Origin of the sequence: Mesorhizobium sp. L2C066B000, from assembly GCF_000502335.1 — a bacterium.
Lineage (GTDB): Bacteria > Pseudomonadota > Alphaproteobacteria > Rhizobiales > Rhizobiaceae > Mesorhizobium.
This window is the reverse complement of record NZ_AYWZ01000008.1, coordinates 23,627-42,177: the sequence shown is the minus strand read 5'-3', so window position 1 is coordinate 42,177 and position 18,551 is coordinate 23,627. Positions and strand designations below refer to the sequence as shown.

The 18,551-nt window shown below is 63.8% G+C and carries 19 protein-coding genes; 13 read left to right on the top strand and 6 right to left on the bottom strand.

Annotation, left to right across the window (positions count from 1 at the left end; all coding sequences use genetic code 11):
- The first annotated feature begins 424 nt into the window (after positions 1–424).
- The 4 genes from X733_RS1000000168220 (at position 425) to X733_RS12185 (ending at position 2,235) form a co-directional block, all read left to right on the top strand.
- Entirely contained in the window at positions 425–556 is a 132-nt protein-coding gene (locus X733_RS1000000168220) for a DUF1127 domain-containing protein (RefSeq protein ID WP_023819055.1), read from the top strand.
- 154 nt (positions 557–710) lie between these two features.
- Entirely contained in the window at positions 711–884 is a 174-nt protein-coding gene (locus tag X733_RS1000000170245) for a hypothetical protein (protein WP_023689840.1), read from the top strand.
- 173 nt (positions 885–1,057) lie between these two features.
- Positions 1,058–1,762: a Crp/Fnr family transcriptional regulator gene (locus tag X733_RS148535; RefSeq protein WP_023819054.1), complete on the top strand. Its 705-nt coding sequence runs from the start codon at positions 1,058–1,060 to the stop codon at positions 1,760–1,762.
- A gap of 284 nt (positions 1,763–2,046) precedes the next feature.
- A complete protein-coding gene (locus tag X733_RS12185) occupies positions 2,047–2,235 on the top strand; it encodes a hypothetical protein (RefSeq protein WP_023671412.1) in 189 nt (62 codons plus the stop codon).
- 22 nt (positions 2,236–2,257) lie between these two features.
- Here the strand turns inward: X733_RS12185 and X733_RS148540 are convergent, their stop codons facing one another.
- The gene (locus X733_RS148540; RefSeq protein WP_023819053.1) at positions 2,258–2,998 is read right to left on the bottom strand and encodes a sulfotransferase family protein; all 741 of its coding nucleotides are present in this window, start codon (positions 2,996–2,998) and stop codon (positions 2,258–2,260) included.
- A gap of 269 nt (positions 2,999–3,267) precedes the next feature.
- Here X733_RS148540 and X733_RS148545 point away from each other — a divergent pair, with 269 nt between their 5' ends.
- Positions 3,268–4,467 carry a PLP-dependent aminotransferase family protein gene (locus tag X733_RS148545; RefSeq protein WP_031193467.1) on the top strand — a complete coding sequence of 400 codons (1,200 nt, stop codon included), beginning with the start codon at positions 3,268–3,270 and terminating at the stop codon, positions 4,465–4,467.
- Between the two features lie 121 nt (positions 4,468–4,588).
- On the opposite strand, the gene yghU is transcribed toward X733_RS148545, so the two are convergent.
- Positions 4,589–5,458, bottom strand: coding sequence for a glutathione-dependent disulfide-bond oxidoreductase (gene yghU / locus X733_RS148550; RefSeq protein ID WP_023819051.1), 870 nt, complete (start codon positions 5,456–5,458; stop codon positions 4,589–4,591).
- A 429-nt stretch (positions 5,459–5,887) separates the two neighbouring features.
- Here yghU and X733_RS148555 point away from each other — a divergent pair, with 429 nt between their 5' ends.
- Complete coding sequence (locus X733_RS148555; protein ID WP_023671416.1) at positions 5,888–6,799, top strand: S1C family serine protease; 912 nt, start codon at positions 5,888–5,890, stop codon at positions 6,797–6,799.
- A 190-nt stretch (positions 6,800–6,989) separates the two neighbouring features.
- Here the strand turns inward: X733_RS148555 and X733_RS148560 are convergent, their stop codons facing one another.
- Complete coding sequence (locus X733_RS148560) at positions 6,990–7,604, bottom strand: hypothetical protein (protein WP_023819050.1); 615 nt, start codon at positions 7,602–7,604, stop codon at positions 6,990–6,992.
- A gap of 171 nt (positions 7,605–7,775) precedes the next feature.
- Between X733_RS148560 and X733_RS148565 the strand changes: the two genes are divergently transcribed.
- The 7 genes from X733_RS148565 to X733_RS148595 all read left to right on the top strand — a co-directional run bounded on the left by X733_RS148565 (position 7,776) and on the right by X733_RS148595 (position 14,449).
- Positions 7,776–8,372: a YdeI/OmpD-associated family protein gene (locus X733_RS148565; RefSeq protein ID WP_023743926.1), complete on the top strand. Its 597-nt coding sequence runs from the start codon at positions 7,776–7,778 to the stop codon at positions 8,370–8,372.
- Between the two features lie 211 nt (positions 8,373–8,583).
- Entirely contained in the window at positions 8,584–9,642 is a 1,059-nt protein-coding gene (locus tag X733_RS148570; RefSeq protein WP_023685929.1) for a nucleotidyltransferase domain-containing protein, read from the top strand.
- A 208-nt stretch (positions 9,643–9,850) separates the two neighbouring features.
- Positions 9,851–11,059, top strand: coding sequence for an ABC transporter substrate-binding protein (locus X733_RS148575; protein WP_023685930.1), 1,209 nt, complete (start codon positions 9,851–9,853; stop codon positions 11,057–11,059).
- Entirely contained in the window at positions 11,056–11,697 is a 642-nt protein-coding gene (locus X733_RS148580) for an ATP-binding cassette domain-containing protein (protein WP_023819049.1), read from the top strand. The genes X733_RS148575 and X733_RS148580 overlap by 4 nt, the downstream gene beginning before the upstream one ends.
- Complete coding sequence (locus X733_RS148585) at positions 11,694–12,398, top strand: ABC transporter ATP-binding protein (protein ID WP_023671422.1); 705 nt, start codon at positions 11,694–11,696, stop codon at positions 12,396–12,398. The genes X733_RS148580 and X733_RS148585 overlap by 4 nt, the downstream gene beginning before the upstream one ends.
- A 175-nt stretch (positions 12,399–12,573) precedes the next feature.
- Positions 12,574–13,461, top strand: a complete 888-nt coding sequence (locus X733_RS148590) for a branched-chain amino acid ABC transporter permease (RefSeq protein WP_023819048.1) — start codon at positions 12,574–12,576, stop codon at positions 13,459–13,461.
- Position 13,462: 1 nt separating this feature from the next.
- On the top strand, positions 13,463–14,449 hold the full coding sequence (locus tag X733_RS148595; RefSeq protein ID WP_023747796.1) for a branched-chain amino acid ABC transporter permease: 987 nt from the start codon (positions 13,463–13,465) through the stop codon (positions 14,447–14,449).
- Here X733_RS148595 and X733_RS148600 read toward each other — a convergent pair.
- Genes X733_RS148600 through X733_RS148610 form a run of 3 tightly spaced genes read right to left on the bottom strand, consistent with a single transcriptional unit; the run spans position 14,443 to position 18,525 of the window.
- Complete coding sequence (locus tag X733_RS148600; RefSeq protein WP_031193461.1) at positions 14,443–15,417, bottom strand: spore coat protein U domain-containing protein; 975 nt, start codon at positions 15,415–15,417, stop codon at positions 14,443–14,445. The two genes, X733_RS148595 and X733_RS148600, sit on opposite strands and share 7 nt — an antisense overlap.
- Complete coding sequence (locus tag X733_RS148605) at positions 15,414–17,831, bottom strand: fimbria/pilus outer membrane usher protein (RefSeq protein ID WP_023819046.1); 2,418 nt, start codon at positions 17,829–17,831, stop codon at positions 15,414–15,416. The genes X733_RS148600 and X733_RS148605 overlap by 4 nt, the downstream gene beginning before the upstream one ends.
- The gene (locus X733_RS148610) at positions 17,803–18,525 is read right to left on the bottom strand and encodes a molecular chaperone (protein ID WP_023819045.1); all 723 of its coding nucleotides are present in this window, start codon (positions 18,523–18,525) and stop codon (positions 17,803–17,805) included. The genes X733_RS148605 and X733_RS148610 overlap by 29 nt, the downstream gene beginning before the upstream one ends.
- Positions 18,526–18,551 lie beyond the last annotated feature (26 nt).

The window sequence follows — 18,551 nt, the reverse complement described above, 5'->3', positions numbered from 1 at the left end:
TGACAGGTTTGCGCTCTACGAATACCCCCACCCTTAATCCCTCCCCACAAGGGGGAGGGAGACTTGGTAGGCGCTGATCGCCGCAAATCGCCTGGGTTCCACGCCAGAAAGGGTGGCTTGCGGCAGCGTTCCCTCCCCCTTGTGGGGAGGGTTAGGGTGGGGGTCCTCTTCGTAAGAACTCATATGTGATCGCCTTGCGCCGACGAAGGGAAGGTGGGTCGCCGAACCCGAGGGAGCGCCATATGCGATCGCCCTGCCATAGGTCGGATCACGCCACCGCGGGAACGCAACTAATTTGTATACAAATGTTTCTGGGCGGCATCGGTTTGTGAAGCGCTTCACCGTTGCCGCGCAATCGATCGGTTACAGAGGCGGCGCAAGAGCGGGCCTAAGGCAGCGCTCTGCTGCTGCATGGAGGTAACCGATGTTTGAAAGTCTCAGCAGAATTCGTGCTGCCCTGGCGCGCGCCAGCAAGCACAGGAAGACCGTGCGCGCACTGAACGCGCTGCCGACGGAGATCCAGAAGGACATTGGCTGGACGGAGTCGATGAGATAAGGCTGCCGTTCTAGCGCCGCATCCAGCGTCGCTAATATATCGCTCGCCATCGATTGTTCGGAAGCGTACAGTGCAGCATCGTCGGCCACATCAACGGGCGCCGACGCTTGGGAGCGACCATCGCACTCCTGCCCCGACAGGAGGCATTGGAGCCATGGCGGAGCAACCGAGACAGTCCGGTCTGAGCGCCGAGGCGCTCGCGGCCTTGGCGCGGGAAACCGGGGCCTCCGAGCAGCAGATACAAGAGATCGCATCGCTGATCGGCAACGATCGCTCGTCCATCGTGCGCGAAGCGCGCATGGTTGCGGCTGACCGCCCGAAGCGCTGATCCAGGAAAAAGCTGCTGGATTGATTGATGGGGCGTCGCCCCTGATTTGTCGGTTTTGTACGAAGTACAATGGCTGAATCCGAGTCAGCTATCGTCCAATGACCGTTTGCATTTGGGCAGGGCGCCGACGGCTGGGAGATGACATGTGCTCTTGCCCTTGACGGGAGAGAGCGATGGACCAGTCGGTCAGCAAGGAGAAAAGCGGCCTCTTGCGCCGCATGAACCCGGCCGACTTCGCACTGCTTGCGCCGCATTTGCACCTTCGTGTGCTCGATCTCAAAGCCCCGCTCGAAATGGCGGGCGAGCCGGTCGCCTCGGTCTGCTTCCTGGAAAGCGGCCTGGCCTCGGTGGTGGCGAGGAACCGGCCGGGCCTGGACACCGAGGTCGGCATCATCGGCCACGAAGGCATGTCGGGCTCCGCCTTGGTGATGGGCGCCGACTGGGCGCCCCATGACTGCTACATGCAGATGCCGGGCGAGGCGGTGTGCATCGATTCCGAGCCGTTCAAGGCAGCGTTGCAGAAAAGCCCGACGCTTCGCGCCTTCCTGCTGCGCTATGCCCATTATCTGCACGGCCAGACCAAATCCACGGCGCTGAGCAATGCCCGCGCCAAGCTCGAGGATCGGCTGGCCCGATGGCTCCTGATGTGTGACGACAGGGTGGTCGGCCATCAGATCCAGATCACGCATGAGTTCCTGTCCGTCATGCTCGGCGTCAGGCGCCCGGGCGTCACCATCGGACTGCAGATCCTGGAAGGGCGCGGCCTGATCCGGTCGAGGCGCGGCGAGATCGTCATCCGCGACCGGGATGGCCTGATCGCCGTCGCCGACGGTTTCTACGGCCAGGCCGAGGCCGAATACGAACGCCTGCTGGGCTGAGCCTGGCACGGGCTGGAAATGGCCGACGCGAATGCCGGTGAAAGCATGTTGCCAGAGCCGCGCCGGCCATTTGCGGCCATCTGGGGAGAGGCCGCCCGGCAAATCTAGCATCGGCGCAAAAGCGGGCAACGAACCGCAATCGCTTGGTTAAAAGCGTACAATCGAATTGTGTTGAACCTTGGTCCGGCAAGAGTATGAATCCGCTGTCGTCGACCATTGTATGGGGCGCTGGCGCCTGAGGCTTCGACAGGCTCGCGCGCCCGATGTGAACGGGGAAAACCGAAATGGCAGAACTGCTTTTCGATGTATCCGCCTTCGATTGCGCCATCCTGCGCGCCGCCTTCATCAAATCAGTGATGGAAGACAATGTCCCGGAAAAGCGGTGGCGCGCGCTCGCCGCCTCCCTGGTTCGCGACCTGACCGACCACGAAGACGTCGAGCCGGATCTGCTCGGCTGGATCACGCGCAAGTAGCAATATTCTGACGGTCCGGCGGCTACCCCAGCCACCACCACAGCGCCGCGACCGCCGCAAGCACCGCCGCCACCGACAGCCCCAGCATGATGTAGCTGCCCTTGATGATGTCGCGGATGATCTTCTTCACGCTTTCGCGGTCGTTGAGGTTGGGGAAAGGCTCGTTGGGCAGCGCCACGCCGAGGAAGCCGCAGAGCGGCGCCCAGCCATCGCTGACCTTGAACACCAGAAGCTTCTCCGGCGGCACGGCCGCTATCACCTCCTCGGTATAGGCGTTGTAGCGCGCCACCGCCTTGGCGCGGTCGTCCATCACGCCGGCAAGCGTGCGGCCCCAGATCAGCCTGTGCGACATGTCGCCGAATTTGCGGCCGAACGGCGTCAGCCATTCCAGCACCTTGAACTGCCACAATGTCTCGGTGAAGTGGATGGTGTCGATGGTGCTGTCGTACCAGGCCTCGGCGCCGCGCGGATGCAGGGTGAGCAGCACCTTGGCGTCGGGATAGGCGGCCATCAATTCGCGCCACACGCAGCATCCCGGATTGTCGACCGTCGCCTTGTAGTTGGCAAAGACTCTGGTCCAGTCGTGCTGGCTGCCGGGCGGGCTGTTGGCCACCTTGCGCCAGAAGTCGAGATGGCCCTTGTTGGCCTTGTTGAGGATGACTTCCTGCATGTGGTAGCTGGGAAGGCCCAGCCTGTTCAGCGCGGCAAAGGTCGACCATGTGCCGGTGCGGCCGAATCCGACCCCGATGAGCTCAAGCGTCATTTTAACCCCCCTTGTTGAGACCGCTTTTCTTTTTATGCCGGTCCCCTCGGAATGAGGTTGCATCCGCGCCCCTCGGCGCGCAACAATTTTCCCTGTCCAGGGCAGAAATGTCTTTGCTTTTTCGTCTGGGCCACGCGGAATGACGGTCTGGCTATTCCCGCGGGTGGGGGAGCCTGATAATAGGTCAGCCAGATTGACCTAAATTCGCATGGCCGGGACGGTCATGCTGGACCAGATGCCGTATCCCGGGAGGTTGGCTCGTGAGTTTGATGGACCTGTTGGCGTCGCGCGCCTCGCGCATGAAGGCGTCGGAAATCCGCGAGCTGCTCAAACTGCTCGACCAGCCCGATATCATCTCCTTTGCCGGCGGCATCCCCGATCCGGCCTTGTTTCCGGCGCAAGCCATCGCCGATGCCTATGCCTCGGTGCTGGGCGGCGCGGAGGCGAGCGCAGCACTTCAGTATCAGGTCTCCGAAGGCTATCTGCCGCTCAGAAAATGGCTGGCCGGCCAGATGGGCAAGCTTGGCATCGCCTGCGACGAGCACAACATCTTCATCACCTCCGGCTCGCAGCAGGCGCTGGATTATCTGGGCAAGCTGTTCCTGTCGCCCGGCGACACAGCGCTCGTGACATGGCCGACCTATCTCGGCGCGCTCCAGGCCTTCAACGCCTATGAGCCGCGCTACGACCGGCTGACGCCGGATGGCGGCAACATGACGCCCGCCGCCTACCAGGCGGCGGCTGCCGCTGCAGGCGGCAAGGTGAAATTCGCCTATCTGGTGCCCGATTTCGCCAACCCGACCGGCGAGACGCTGAACCGCCAGCAACGCGAGGCGGTGCTTGACCTCGCCGGCGAGCTCGACATTGCCGTCATCGAGGACGCCGCGTATCGCGCGTTGCGCTATGACGGCGAGGGCCAGCCGCCGATCCTGGCGCTCGACTGCGAACGCTCAGGCGGCATCGAAAACGCCCGCACGCTCTATTGCGGCTCGTTCTCCAAAATCCTGTCGCCGGGCATGCGCGTCGGCTGGGTCTGCGCGCCGCGCCGCGTCGTCGAGCGGCTGGTGCTGATGAAGCAGGCGTCGGACCTGCACAGCCCGTCGATCAACCAGCTGGTGATGCACCGCGTCTCCGAGGCCGTGTATGACGGCCAGGTGGAAAAGGTGATCGGCGCCTATCGCCAGCGCCGCGACGGATTGCTTGCAGCGCTTGAGGCGGAAATGCCGGATGGCGTCAGCTGGAGCCGGCCGGAAGGCGGCATGTTCGTTTGGCTGACGCTGGCTGAAGGTGCGGACGCCACGGCACTGCTCGCCCGCTCGGTCAAGGAAGCCCGCGTCGCCTTCGTGCCGGGCAACGCATTCTACGCCGACGGTTCGGGCCGCAACACGATGCGGATGAGCTTTACGCTGGCAGATGAACGCGCCGTGGGTGAAGGCGTGCCGAGGCTGGCGAAATTGATGAAGAGCTAGGCGCCCTACCTCCCCCTTGTGGGGAGGTCGACCGAAGGTCGGGTGGGGGTGCTTGGCGCCGACCCCCACCCCGATCCGCTTTGCGGATCGACCCTCCCCACAAAGGGGGAGGGTAAAAAAGTCACTCCGCCACCACCAATTTATCCTGCGTCTTCGTCTCGAAATCGCTGGCGTCGTGGCGCTCGTGCAGTTGCATGGCCGGGTCGCCGAAGGCGCGGTTGACCATGCGGCCGCGTTGCACGGTCGGGCGGGCGTCGATCGCCCTGGCCCAGCGTTGTACGTGCTCGTAGTCCTGCACCGACAGGAATTCGGCGGAATCATTGTACATGCGGCCGAGCGCAAGGCCGCCATACCAGGGCCATACCGCCATGTCGGCGATCGAATAGAAGGCGCCGCCGAGATATTCGGTCTCGGCCAGCCGCCGGTCGAGCACGTCGAGCTGGCGCTTGGTCTCCATGGCGAAGCGGTCGATGGCGTATTCGAACTTTTCCGGCGCATAAGCGTAGAAATGGCCGAAGCCGCCGCCGAGATAGGGCGCCGAGCCCATCTGCCAGAACAGCCAGGACAAGGTTTCCGCGCGCGCCGGCTGTTCGGTCGGCAGGAATTCGCCGAACTTTTCCGCGAGATAAAGCAGGATCGAGCCGGACTCGAAGACGCGGACAGGCGTCTTGCCGCTGCGGTCGAGCAGCGCCGGGATCTTGGAGTTGGGATTGACCTCGACAAAGCCCGAGCCGAACTGGTCGCCATCGTTGATGCGGATCAGCCAGGCGTCGTATTCGGCGCCCTTGTGGCCGAGCGCCAGAAGCTCCTCCAGCATGACAGTCACTTTGACCCCATTCGGCGTCGCCAGCGAATAGAGCTGCAGCGGATGCTTGCCGACCGGCAGCACCTTGTCATGCGTCGGACCGGCAATAGGCCGGTTGATGCTGGCGAACGTACCGCCATTGGCTTTCTTCCAACTCCAGACTTTCGGCGGGATGTATTCGGTCATGCGGGGAATTCCTTGGGTTTGGCGGGGCGAAACGACTTGCGCGAGGGCGCGAGACTGATGGCGGAAAAGTCGGCGGAACCTAGATACGGGAACACATAGGTGCAATTCAGAAAGGTTCAACTTGTGTTGAACTATTATCGATGTCGGCGCCGCCCCTCATCGCCCGGCCGGGCACTTCTCCCCGTATAGTGACGGCGAGAAGGACGCTGTCGCCTATTGATTTCGCCAATTGCCAGCGTTGCCAAGAGCGCCGATGTTGCGGCCATCTCCCTTCTCCCCGTCGCTATACGGGGGAGAAGGTGCCGGCAGGCGGATGAGGAGCAGCGCCAGCCTCTGAAATGATTGCCTTGTTGCCTAAGCCCTTGCGCCCTGTGCAGCGCGGCATACCTATAGAGGATACTGCCCACGCATATCTGCCAGGATGAAAGCATGCCGATCGATCCCGTTTCCCCGCTCTTGCGCTCCGTCGTTGGCGTGCGCGCCATGGTTCCCGACGATGCCTTCACGGCCAATGCCCTGGGCACGCGCCGGGAAGGCAGCGGCGTCGTCATCCGCGGCGACGGGCTGGTGCTCACCATAGGCTATCTCATCACCGAGGCCGAGGAGGTCTGGCTGACCGACCAGGACGGCCGCGTCGTGCCGGCACATGCGCTGGCCTATGACCAGGAGACAGGCTTCGGACTGGTGCAGGCGCTGGCGCCGCTCGGCCTGCCGGCGGTGGCGCTGGGCGACGCCTCGAAGGCCAAGATCGGCGACCCCGTGGTGTTTGCCGACGGTACCGGCCGCTCGGTCAAGGCTCACATCGTCACCAAGCAGGAATTCGCCGGCTATTGGGAATATCTGCTTGACGAGGCGATCTTCATTGCCCCGGCGCACCCGTCCTGGGGCGGCGCGGCGCTCATCGGCCAGGATGGCAGCCTGCTCGGCATCGGTTCGCTGCTTTTGCAGATGAGCCGCAACGGCGAGGTCGCCGACATCAACATGGTCGTGCCGATCAACCTTCTGACCCCGATCCTCGACGATCTCCTGACGCGCGGCCAGGTGGCGAAGCCGCCGCGCCCATGGCTCGGCGCCTTCTCGGCCGAGAGCAACGGTGCGGTCGTGGTGATGAGCGTCGCCGAAGGCGGCCCCGCCGCCAAGGCCGGCCTGCGCCAGGGCGACATCATCTCCGACGTGCGCGATGGCGAGGTCGACGGTCTCGCCGATTTCTACCGCAAGCTATGGCAGAATCCGGCGGGTTCGGAGATTCCTCTCAGGGTCGTGCGTGACGGTCGTGAGACTTGGCTGCGAGTGAAATCCGCCGACCGAAACAGCTTTTTGAAGAAACCGCATCTGCAGTGAAGCCAATCTCCCCCCAAGTGGGGGGGATGCCCGGCAGGGCAGAGGGGGGGGCGCGAAGGATCGCGACCTCTCGATCTATTTTCTGACAAGAATCGCGGGATAAACGTGGCTGACACTGGCCGGTGCGTTGGCGGGACAGCGGCCCCCCTGCCGGCCATCTCCCCCACGAGGGGGGAGATTGGCTGCCCCCTCAATCCCCGCATACCCTAAAAGGCGTCCCCGTGTCCCACTCCGCGAAGGGCACGACCTGGCCTTCGACAGACACGATACTGTTCACCTTGCTGTCATCACCCTGCGTCTGCATACTTTTGCCCTTGCCGGTCAGCACGTCGTAGTCGCAGCTGCTGTAGACGACAACAGACTGGTATTTGTAATGGTCATAGGCAACGCCGGCGACGACGAAGGCCTCGTTGCGCCAGGCGATGGTCAGCGTCATGTCGGTCCGCTCGCCGGGGCCGATCAGCCCCGGCAGATAGATCTTGATCGAGCCGTTGGGCAGCAAGGTCAACTCCGGTTCGATGCCGGAGCCCTCATAATGCGGCTGGTCGTAGTCGTTCCATTCGCCGTAGACCTGCTCATGCACGACGCCGGCGGGTTTCAGAAAATTGTACTTTTTGTCCCTCAGGAAGAAATGCATGTCCATGGTGCTATCTTCGGGCTCGGTCTCGACGATCATCGCCAGATCGGCGGCGCCGTCCCCATTGAAGTCGCCGGTCAGCGCGGTGATGATCTTCTGGGTTTCGATGGGTTCGGCGAGCGCCGAGGCCGGCAGCAGAAGGATGAGGCCGAGTAACATCGATCGCATGGCATTTCCCCCGAATTGCAGTCTGCCTTGCCCGGCTCGACCAGCCGGGAAACTGCCATGAGCGCCGGCTTGGGCGCAAGCCGGCTCGCAATAGGCTAGGGGGTATCGACGCCGATGATGGAAACTGGCATCGACAGCCGATACAGCCGGCCCGGCAACAACGAGGTGATGATGGCGCCGTTCAAGGTCGATCCCGACAAGGTTCATGAATTCCCCGATCCCGACAGTTTTTACGCCTGGCTGCGCGAAAATCATGCCGGCGAGAGCGAGGTCTGGATCAAGGTCCACAAGGTCGGCTCGGGCCTCGCCTCGATCACGCCGAAGCAGGCCATCGACGTGGCGCTGTGCTTCGGCTGGATCGACGCCATACGCAAGCCGCTCGACGACAAGAGCTTTCTGCAGCGCTACACGCCGCGCGGCAAGAAGAGCATCTGGAGCAAGATCAACATCGACAATGTCGCCCGCCTGGTCGAGGAGGGCCGCATGACCGAACACGGGCTGAAACAGGTCGAGGCGGCCAAGGCCGACGGCCGCTGGGACCGCGCCTATGCCTCAGGCAAGGACATGAAGATCCCTGACGATCTGCAGGCCGCCATCGACGCCGAGCCGAAGGCGAAGGAGATGCTGGCAAAGCTTTCCGCCCAGAACCGGTTCGCGCTGGCGTTTCGAACGCACAACATGAAGACGGAGGCGGGGCGCAGGAAGAAGATCGAGGCTTTTGTCGAGATGCTGAAGCGCGGCGAGCCGATCTATCCGCAGAAGCGGTGAGGCGACGGCAAGCGGCTGCCATGGCGCGCGCAGCTAAAAACCCGCGTGTGAGGTTCTGGCCTCCCTTTCTCGGACATAACCTATTGTTTTTACGGTATTTTCCACTCGGCGTGTGGGTGATAGATGCGATAGTGGAAAAAACATAGCAACTTATTGTTAATTAAGAGTTTTCCACTATGTTAACTTGATCCTGGCTTAAGAGTGGAAAACGATGCTGAGAGAGTTGACCGGCGAGCAGCGGCGCCAACTCATAGATACGCAACAGGTCTACGAGGCCTGGCAGCGTGCTGATGACCAGCGCCAAAGGCGCTTTGCAGGCAGCATGCGCTGGGTTGAGCGCAGCGGTGCTGAATACCTGCTGCGGAAGGTCCGGCAGGTCGAGAATTCACTCGGGCCGAAAAGCAGCCAGACGGAGAAGGCGTTCGCTGCGTTTTCCGAGGGCAGGGTGCAGAACAAGGATCTGCTGGCAGGTCTGGCCGATCGCCTGAACGGCCTGGCGAAAGTCAATGTGGCAATGGGGTTGGGCAGGGTACCGGCCATCGCCGCACGGATATTGCGGCGGTGCGCCGAAACAGACCCGCTGGGCAAGCAGTTGCTGGTCGTCGGCACGAATGCGCTGTTCGCTTACGAGGCTCTGGCGGGCGTCCAGATCACCAGCGGTCTCACGGCAACCGGCGACATCGACCTGCTCTTCGATTCCCGACGCCGCATCAGCTTCGTGACCGGCGAGAGGGTAAGCCAGTCCGGCCTGATAGGCGTGTTGCGTAAAGTGGACAGGTCCTTCAAGCCGCTCCAGCCCCGGGCCTTCAGGGCAGCGAACCGTGATGGCTATCTGGTCGACCTGATCCGTCCGCGGGCAAGACATGTCCTCAAGGACAACGCCACTACCTCGATTACACAGCTTGCCGACGACCTCGACAGCGCACCCATGAAGGGGCTGCAATGGCTCATCAACGCCCCGAAGGTGGAGGCTGTGGCGATCGATGAGCGTGGCTATCCCGTAAGCATGCCGACGGTCGACCCTCGAATGTTCGCTCTGCACAAGGCTTGGCTGGCCACGCGGCCTGATCGGTCTGCGGTCAAGGCAATGAGAGATCGTGAACAGGCGGAAGCGGCTGCACGCATTGCCACGGGCTATCTTGCGCTTCCGCTGGACAGCGAGCATCTCAAAGGGCTTCCGGGGGCACTGCTGGACGCTGCGGCCGCAACGCTCTCTCTGCCTGGCCCGAGCGGCTTTTCCGAAGACTCTCCAATTGAGCCCGACTGGTAGCGGCCGCGCTAGCACGCCATGCTACGAAAATAGCATTCTCGCCTCGCGAAATGTGATGCTACGGTTCCCGGCGCACCCAGGGCGGAGGGGTTGCCAAGAGGAGAAGTGGCGGGCGCTGGCCCGGATTTCAGCGAGAACCGGACGGAGTTGTTGAACCATTGCAAGGCCGCCGCGTTTTCCAGCGTCGGCCACAAGGGAGGAACCACCTGTGAAAGCATCCTATCTCGTCTCAGCCGTGCTGCTTGCGGCGACTGCGATGCCGGCGGCGGCCGGCGAAATTTCCGACGGCAAGGTCAAGATCGGCATCCTCAACGACCAGTCGGGCGTCTATGCCGATTTCGGCGGCAAATGGTCGGTCGAGGCCGCCAGGATGGCGGTCGAGGATTTTGGCGGCAAGGTGCAGGGCGCGCCAATCGAGATCGTCAACGCCGATCACCAGAACAAGCCCGACATTGCCTCCAACATTGCGCGCCAGTGGTACGACACCGAGCAGGTCGACGCGATCATGGAACTGACGACATCCTCGGTGGCGCTCGCCGTCCAGGGGTTGTCCAAGGAAAAGAAGAAGATCGACATCGTTACCGGAGCGGCATCGGCCGACCTGACCGGCAAGCAATGCTCGCCCTACGGTTTCCACTGGGCTTACGATACCCACTCGCAGGCGGTCGGCACCGGCGGCGCGCTTGTGCAGCAGGGCGGCGACAGCTGGTATTTCATCACCGTCGACTATGCCTTCGGCTATTCGCTGAAGGAGCAGACCTCAAAGGTTGTTGAGGCAAGCGGCGGCAAAGTGCTGGGCGAGGTGCGTTACCCCTTGGGATCGACGGATTATTCCTCCTTCCTGCTGCAGGCGCAGTCCTCCGGCGCCAAGGTTATCGGCCTTGCCAATGCCGGCCTCGACACCTCCAATACCATCAAGCAGGCGGCCGAGTTCGGCATCGTCGCCGGCGGCCAGCGGCTGGCAGCACTTCTGTTCACGCTTGCCGAGGTGCACGGCCTCGGACTGCAGGCGGCGCAGGGCGTGGTGCTCACCGAAGGGTTTTACTGGGACCGCGACGACAAGAGCCGCGACTTCGCCGGGCGCTTCTTCAAGCGCACCAACCGCATGCCCAACATGATCCAGGCCGGCACCTATTCGGCGGTGCTGCAATATCTCAAGGCCATCGACAAGGCCGGCACCGACGAGACCGAGGCGGTCGCCAAGCAACTCCATGAAATGCCCGTCGACGACATCATCAACGCCAACGGCAAGGTACAGGCCGACGGCTCGATGGTGCACGACATGTATCTCTATCAGGTCAAAAAGCCCGAGGAGTCGAAGAAGGACTGGGACTACTACACCTACCTTGCGACCATTCCGGGCGACAAGGCCTTCATCAAGGCTGAAGACAGCGGCTGCCCGCTCGTCACCAAGTGACGCTGGCGCAAGCCGTGGCCGTCCAGCCGGACGGTGCCGAAATCAAGCCGCGGGTGGTGCTCTCCGCCCGCGGCCTGCGGCGCGATTTTGCCGGTTTCGTCGCCGTCAACAATGTCGACCTCGACGTCCATCACGGCCAGATCCATGCACTGATCGGGCCGAACGGCGCCGGCAAGACGACNGTCGCCTTGCAGCGGCCGAGCGGGCTCGGCTTCCAGTTCTGGCGCTCGCTGGCCGCGCTTGACCAACTGACTCCACGGGCGCGCGAACTGCTTGCCGTCGTCGGTCTCGACGATGTCGCGCATCGTCCGGCCGGCGATCTCTCCTATGGCCGAAAGCGCGTGCTCGAGATCGCCACCACGCTGGCGCTCGACCCGAAAGTGCTGCTGCTCGACGAGCCGATGGCCGGCATGGGGCACGAGGATGTCGGCGTCATTTCCGGCATCATCCGCTCGCTGGCAACGGACCGCGCCGTGCTGATGGTCGAGCACAATCTCACCGTCGTCGCCGACCTCTGCGACTGGATCACCGTCATGCAGCGCGGCCAGGTGCTCGCCGCCGGCGACTACGCGACGGTGAGCAACGATGAGCGCGTCAGGGTCGCCTACATGGGGACCGAGCAGGGGGACCGAGCATGAGTGAGCCGCTGCTTGCCGTGCGCGATCTCCATGCCTGGTATGGCGAGGGCCATGCGCTGCATGGCGTCAACCTCGACGTTTTTCGCGGTGAGACCGTGACGCTGCTCGGCCGCAACGGCGTCGGCAAGACCACAACGCTGCGCGCCATCATGGGGCTGGTCCGCAAGCGCAGCGGCAGCGTCGCCTTCGATGGCAGCGACCTGATGCGCCTGCCGCTGCATCGTGTTGCCCATCGCGGCATCGGCTTCGTGCCGGAGGAACGCGGCATCTTCGCCACGCTCACCGTCGACGAGAACCTGATCCTGCCGCCGGTGGTGGCCAAGGGCGGCATGAGCGTCGACGAGATCTTCGATCTCTTTCCCAACCTCAAGGAGCGCCGCAACAGCCCCGGCACCAAACTCTCCGGCGGCGAACAGCAGATGCTGGCCATCGCCCGCATCCTGCGGACGGGCGTGCAGATGCTGCTGCTCGACGAGCCGACCGAGGGCCTGGCGCCGGTCATCGTCCAGCGCATCGGCGAACTGCTGGCGACCTTGAAAAAGCGCGGCATGACCATCCTGCTCGTCGAGCAGAATTTCCGCTTCGCCGCCCGCATCGCCGACCGCTTCTACCTGATGGAGCACGGCAAGGTGGTGGAGGGTTTTGCCGTAAGCGAGCTTGCCGCTCACACGCAACAGCTGCACGAGGTGTTGGGGGTATGATGACGACAGCCCACGGCAGTACCCCCACCCCGCTGCTGCGCAGCGACCCTCCCCATAAGGGGGAGGGTGGAGGGCCACCGCCCTACCTCCCCCTTGTGGGGAGGTCGGACCGAAGGTCCGGGTGGGGGTACGTGCCGCACAGACGCATCCCCCTTGCAACACCATCGGTGACGCCATGACCATGATCTTCGGCATCCCCGTCCAGGCCTTGCTCGGCCAGATGCTGGTCGGGCTGATCAACGGCTCCTTCTACGCCATGCTGAGCCTCGGCCTGGCCGTCATCTTCGGCCTGCTGCGGATCATCAATTTCGCCCATGGCGCACTCTATATGCTCGGCGCCTTCATCGGTTACCTGCTGCTCGTCCATCTCGGCATCGGCTACTGGCCGGCGCTGCTCCTGGTGCCGCTCATCGTCGGCGTCTTCGGCATGGCGGTCGAGCGCGTGGCGCTGTCGCGGCTCTACCGCCTGGATCCGCTCTACGGGCTGCTGTTCACCTTCGGACTGGCGCTGGTCATCGAAGGCGTGTTCCGTTTCTACTACGGCGTGTCGGGCAACCCATATGCCGTTCCGGCGCAGCTTGCCGGCGGCACCAATCTCGGCTTCATGTTCCTGCCCAACTATCGCGGCTGGGTGGTGGTGGCCTCGCTCATCGTCTGCATCGGCACCTGGCTCCTGATCGAAAAGACCAGGCTCGGCTCCTATCTGCGCGCCGCGACCGAAAGTCCCGAGCTGGTGCAGGCCTTCGGCGTCAACGTGCCGCTGCTGCTGACGCTCACTTATGGGCTCGGCGCGGCGCTCGCCGGCCTTGCCGGTATTCTCGCCGCGCCCGTCTACCAGGTCAGTCCGCTGATGGGCTCCGATATCATCATCGTCGTCTTTGCCGTCGTCGTGGTCGGCGGCATGGGTTCGATTCTCGGGGCCATCGTCACCGGCTACATGCTCGGCCTCGCCGAGGGCCTGACCAAGGTGTTCTATCCCGAGGCGTCGAACCTCGTCGTCTTCGTCATCATGGCGATCGTGCTGCTCCTGCGCCCCGCCGGCCTGTTCGGAAGGGACGCCTGAGATGAGCGAGGCAACCCTTCACCAACAGCGCACCGCCGCCTCCGTGCGGCTGGAGCGGGTATTGCTGGCATTGGCCATACTGGCGCTGATAGCCGCGCCCTTCTTCGTCTATCCGATCTTCCTGATGAAGATGCTGTGCTTCGCGCTGTTTGCCTGCGCCTTCAACCTGCTGCTCGGCTACACCGGGCTGTTGTCGTTCGGCCACGCCACCTTCTACGGCGCCGCCGCCTATTTCTGCGCCTACGCCGTCAAGGCATGGGGCTGGCCGCCCGAGGCCGGCATCCTGCTCGGCACCGCCGGAGCGGCCGTGCTCGGCCTGGTCATGGGCTTCCTCGCCATCCGCCGGCAAGGCATCTATTTCTCGATGATCACGCTGGCGCTGGCGCAGATGTTTTATTTCTTCTGCGTCCAGGCGCCGTTCACCGAAGGCGAGGACGGCATACAGGGCGTGCCGCGCGGGCATCTGTTCGGCATCGTCGATCTCAACGTCACGCTCAACATGTATTTCGTCGTGCTTGCCGTCTTCCTCATCGGCGTCTTCGCCGTCTGGCGCATCGTCAACTCGCCGTTCGGCATGATCCTGCGTTCGATCCGCGAGAACGAGAACCGCGCCATCTCGCTGGGCTATTCGGTCGGCCGCTACAAGCTCGCCGCCTTCGTCATGTCGGCAGCCCTTGCCGGGCTTGCCGGCGCCACCAAGGCGATCGTCTTCCAGTTCGCGACGCTGACCGACGTCACCTGGCAGATGTCAGGCGAGGTGATCCTGATGACGCTGCTCGGCGGCATCGGCACCATGGTCGGTCCTGTCGTCGGCGCCGGCCTCGTCGTCGGCCTGGAAAACACCCTCGCCACCTCAGGCTTCCCGGTGACCATCGCCACCGGCCTGATCTTCATGATCTGCGTGCTGGTCTTTCGCCGCGGCATCGTCGGCGAGATTTACGCGCGCTGGCTGGCGCCGGCCAACGGCGAGGCGGGCCGCGATCAATAGGTGATGGTCACCACCACCGTGTCGGTGTAGACGCCGGCCGAGGGCGTCGTCTGCGGCGGCACGCGGCCGTAGACGATGAGCGGTTGCGCCAAGCCGGTTCCGGTGCCGGCCACCGTGCTTCCCGGCGTTCCGGCGTCACCCCAGGGCTGCGAGCGCGCGGCGTCCTTGTAGAGGCCGTAGGTGACCCGCTCGCCGCCCTTCGACATTTTGCGATTGGTCGGCGTGCCGCCTGTCGTGCCGCCATTCAGGGAAACCGTATAGGCGGTCGACGGCGTGCAGGTGACCGAGACCTGGCCGGTGGCATCGGCATTGGCGTCGAGCACGCCCTTGGAGCCGAAATCGATGTTCTGGGTGGCGACCAGGCAGTTTGCCGCGACCGTGGCGTTGATGGTGAAGGTCGGACTGGTGCCCAAGTTGCCCGCGCCGGTGTTGCAGCTGCTGCTCAACAGGGTTGTCCGGGAGCGGAACTCGAGTTGCCCGCCCGAAAATGTCGACAGATAAGTGCCCGGCGGAACGGTCGCCTGGCCGCCGGGAACCCGGCCATAGAGCGTCAGGGTGTCGATTGAGTTGCCGAAGAGATTGGGGCTCAGCAGCAGCGGTGGCGGGCGCGAGGCATAGGCCCAGTTATAGCTGCCCCAGACAACGCTCATTGCGGGGTCCGAATAGAGTTGATAGTTGAGGCTGTTGACGCCGCTCGCCATCTGCCGGGCCGCCGCCGAGGTTGCACCGCCGGTGCCGGCGGCAATATGCGGACAGACCAGGACGGGCAGCAGCAATGGCAAACTGCCGCTGCAAGTCGCGGTGAAGGTGGCTGTCGATGTCGCCGCGGTGCCCGACAGCGTGTCGATGAGGCCGAAATTCAAACTGGTGACGGTGTAACTGCAGCTTTGCGCGCGGGCGAGCGACGGTAGCAGCACCAGCAGAAGTGCGATGATTACGGCGCGCAGCTTTTTTCCTCCAGCTCTCATTGGCACACCACGTCACGGATCACCACCTGCCGGCCGCGCGCCGCCTCGAAGGGAAACTCTGCCCGGCATGAATCGCCGTCCGCGCGCTCGACCTGCACGGAATTCTGCTTGCCGAGGCCCTTGATGTAGGCCTGCCCGTCATAGCCGACGACAAAGTCTTCAGTGCCGCCATCGACGCGTCCCGACAGTCCGGCTTCGAGCGGCGTTCCGCTCGAGTCGACCAGCGTCACCAGCGCGGCCTGCGCCGCCTCGGACACGCCGAACTTCAGCACGACGCCGTTGCGGTCGGCTGGGAAGACGGTCTCCTTGGTAGCCGGGACATCCGCGTCGACTGGTAGATTCTTCGGGTCGATGGAGACCGTGTTCAGCTCATAGGAGTTGAGCCCGGTGACCAGGATGCGGCCTTTGCTGTCGGTCCTGCCTACAGGCCGGTTCTGATGCAAGACCTCGACATCAGGCGTGCCGACATCGACGACGGCAAAGGCATCGTCGATGCGGTTGGTGGCGAACACCCCGCCGTCTGCGACCGCAATGGCGCCGTCCATCTGGCCGGTCACGCGAAAGTCCTTGTCGAATTGCTGGGCGCCGGCCTCGAAACGCGCAAACGGCGCGCGGTAGCTGACCGCTGCCGAACGATTGGGGACCTCGCCCTCCGAGGTGCGCAGCCGCCAGCCGATGCTGCCGTCCTCGGCCCGCTCCGATTTGGCGAGGTCGGCAGTGACATTGAGGCCGTCAGGGCCTTGCTCGACGCCTGTCGACGCCGAGATCTCGTCGTTGAACGGGATCGAAATCCCGGCGAACACGCCATAGCTGCTGTCGTCGTCGAGATCGGCGAAGGCGGTGGCATAGAGCGTGCTGCGCTTGAAGATCGCCTGGCTGTAGGACAGGCCGACGATCTGGCTGCTTTCGCCCTCGGCGCTCTTCAAATGCGTATAGGACAGGTTGAGGCTGGAGAAATCGATCGGCATCGGCACGCTGAGTGTCACCTGGTCGACCGCGCGCGGCACGCCGGCGCTGAAACGGGTGAAGTCGTCGGGGTCGAGAACCGGCTCCGCCGTCACCGAGGCGATGTCTTCATAGCCGCCAAAGGCCCGCTGCATGTGGGCGTTGATCGCCCAGCCGTCATAGCCGAATTCGACACTGGCATCGACCAGCGAGCCGGTGCGCCGGTCATGATGGCTGCCGGCGACCGCCAGCGAAGCTGCGCCATATGCCCCGAGCGGGAAGGCAGCACCTATGCCGCCATTGATCAGATCGGCGCCGCCCTCGGCATGGGCTTCCAATGTCAGCCGGTCGGTCACGCCGTAACGCGCGCTGGCGACCCCCATGACGCGGCCGTCATAATCGTCGGAGGAGATGCCGAAATTGCGCCGCGCCATCCCTGCCTCGACGGAAAAGTCGAGCAGTCCCTGGCGCAGCAGCATGCTGGAGGCATAGAACGGCAAGGTGGCCGTGGTCTCGCGGCCGAGGCTGTCGCGCAGCACCACCTGCGCCTGTCCGGCGCCCGTGAACACCGGCAGATTGGTGACCTGGAACGGCCCGGGCTGGATGTCGCCGGAATAGGTGCGCACGTTCTGCGTATAGACCTCGAGCGTCGACGGCACCGCCGCCGTGCCGCCGAAGGAGGGCAGAGGTAGCGTCACCAGGTCCGATCGCAGGTGGAAGTTGCGTTGCGCCTGGATGCCGCCGAGATAGATCGGACGCGTCCACGACAATCCACCGGAGATGAAGTCGCCGGCGCGGTAGGTCATCAGCCGGTCGGGGTCGGAATAGCTCCATGTCGTGTTGAGCCGCGTGAAGCCGCCCAGCCTGCCGTCGGAATAGCCGGCGATGAAGGATTGGCTGAGCGTTCCATAGGGGCTGAACACGCGCGCATCGAAGCCGCCGGAAACGCCTTGGAACAGCTCGACGTCCTTGTCGAACAATGTGTTGGAGCTGGCAAACAGCGAATAGTTGAGAACCGCGCCCAAGCCCGATTGCGGCGCCGGCCGGTCCTGCAAGCGCAAGCCGAGATCCACCATGCGCGCCTCGCGGCTGTCATTGGCGGCGGTGACGTAGAGGCGCTGGGCTACCTCATCGATCCGAAACGAAACGTCGGCCAACTGGTCGAGCCTGACCAGGCCGCCGGCGTCGGCTATGTCCTCCGGCGGTTTCAGGCCGACCTCCTTCAGCTCTTGGGGCGCCGCCGCCAGCCCACCATCCGGCATCTCGATAAAATTGCCGACCAGCTTGGTCGAAACGTCGTTGATGAACACCTCGAGATAGAGGCTGCGGCCCGCTGGCAAAACGGAAGCCGGCTGTTCGAGGTTCGTCACGGCCGGAAATTCCTGCGAACGCACCGCCAAGCAAGGTGTGAAAGTCGCAACCGCGACGATGACAGCGACGCTACTTGCCCTTGACGGCAACGTTGGCATCGAAGGGTCCAAGATCGCTCTGTGCCTTCAAAAGCACGGAGCCCGCTGACAGTGATTTGCCGCTGCCGATCGGCCACTGCATGGTCGCGCCGCCCAGGACATAACCGACGAGCCCGTTTCGGTTGCCGAGCTTTTTGCCGTTCTGGGTCAGGGATAGGTTGGACAAGCGGAGACGACTTTCACCGGTATTGCTGGCTGTCAGCACAAGACTGCCGCCCTTGCGCGAAACACTCCAGGCGACTGCCGGCGCGGCCGCATCGGCGTCGCGGAAAAACACCGGCACGGAGTAGCGCAGCGCGAGCGCGACCGTACCGGCCTTCTTGCGCGACGGGTCGGGTAACTCGTCGACGATGACGCGGTAGCTTTCCTCGGCCCGCACCGGCGCCTTGCTGACGCGCACGACGCGAACCACGTATTGGGCATTGGGTCCGAGTTTGGTCGATGGCGGGCTGGCGACGACGTCCGTAGTCGGCGTCAGCGTCTCGATCCCGCCAGCCTGGCTCCAGGCGAAGACGCGTATCTGCACATTGATCGGCCGCTTGGGGTCATCGTTGCTGAGGTTGAGAACCGCCGAGGCGTCGGGCGAGATCAGCTCGAGACCTGTCGGCGCCACCCTGAGCGAAGCGGCTTGTGAGAGACCGGCGCACAGCAACAGAACAGCCGTGGCTCCGATGCATGAAAGCATGGATCGCATGATCGTCCTCGTGTTGGTATCGATTG

Coding starts and splice junctions, on each gene's coding strand:
- X733_RS148605 (WP_023819046.1), bottom strand. CDS start 17,831: ATGCCAACGTTGCCGTCAAGGGCAAGTAGCGTCGCTGTCATCGTCGCG.
- X733_RS148545 (WP_031193467.1), top strand. CDS start 3,268: ATGGACCTGTTGGCGTCGCGCGCCTCGCGCATGAAGGCGTCGGAAATC.
- X733_RS148600 (WP_031193461.1), bottom strand. CDS start 15,417: ATGAGAGCTGGAGGAAAAAAGCTGCGCGCCGTAATCATCGCACTTCTG.
- X733_RS12185 (WP_023671412.1), top strand. CDS start 2,047: ATGGCAGAACTGCTTTTCGATGTATCCGCCTTCGATTGCGCCATCCTG.
- X733_RS148610 (WP_023819045.1), bottom strand. CDS start 18,525: ATGCGATCCATGCTTTCATGCATCGGAGCCACGGCTGTTCTGTTGCTG.
- X733_RS148595 (WP_023747796.1), top strand. CDS start 13,463: ATGAGCGAGGCAACCCTTCACCAACAGCGCACCGCCGCCTCCGTGCGG.
- X733_RS1000000168220 (WP_023819055.1), top strand. CDS start 425: ATGTTTGAAAGTCTCAGCAGAATTCGTGCTGCCCTGGCGCGCGCCAGC.
- X733_RS148565 (WP_023743926.1), top strand. CDS start 7,776: ATGGCGCCGTTCAAGGTCGATCCCGACAAGGTTCATGAATTCCCCGAT.
- X733_RS148540 (WP_023819053.1), bottom strand. CDS start 2,998: ATGACGCTTGAGCTCATCGGGGTCGGATTCGGCCGCACCGGCACATGG.
- X733_RS148570 (WP_023685929.1), top strand. CDS start 8,584: ATGCTGAGAGAGTTGACCGGCGAGCAGCGGCGCCAACTCATAGATACG.
- X733_RS148590 (WP_023819048.1), top strand. CDS start 12,574: ATGACCATGATCTTCGGCATCCCCGTCCAGGCCTTGCTCGGCCAGATG.
- X733_RS148585 (WP_023671422.1), top strand. CDS start 11,694: ATGAGTGAGCCGCTGCTTGCCGTGCGCGATCTCCATGCCTGGTATGGC.
- X733_RS1000000170245 (WP_023689840.1), top strand. CDS start 711: ATGGCGGAGCAACCGAGACAGTCCGGTCTGAGCGCCGAGGCGCTCGCG.
- yghU (WP_023819051.1), bottom strand. CDS start 5,458: ATGACCGAATACATCCCGCCGAAAGTCTGGAGTTGGAAGAAAGCCAAT.
- X733_RS148560 (WP_023819050.1), bottom strand. CDS start 7,604: ATGCGATCGATGTTACTCGGCCTCATCCTTCTGCTGCCGGCCTCGGCG.
- X733_RS148555 (WP_023671416.1), top strand. CDS start 5,888: ATGCCGATCGATCCCGTTTCCCCGCTCTTGCGCTCCGTCGTTGGCGTG.
- X733_RS148535 (WP_023819054.1), top strand. CDS start 1,058: ATGGACCAGTCGGTCAGCAAGGAGAAAAGCGGCCTCTTGCGCCGCATG.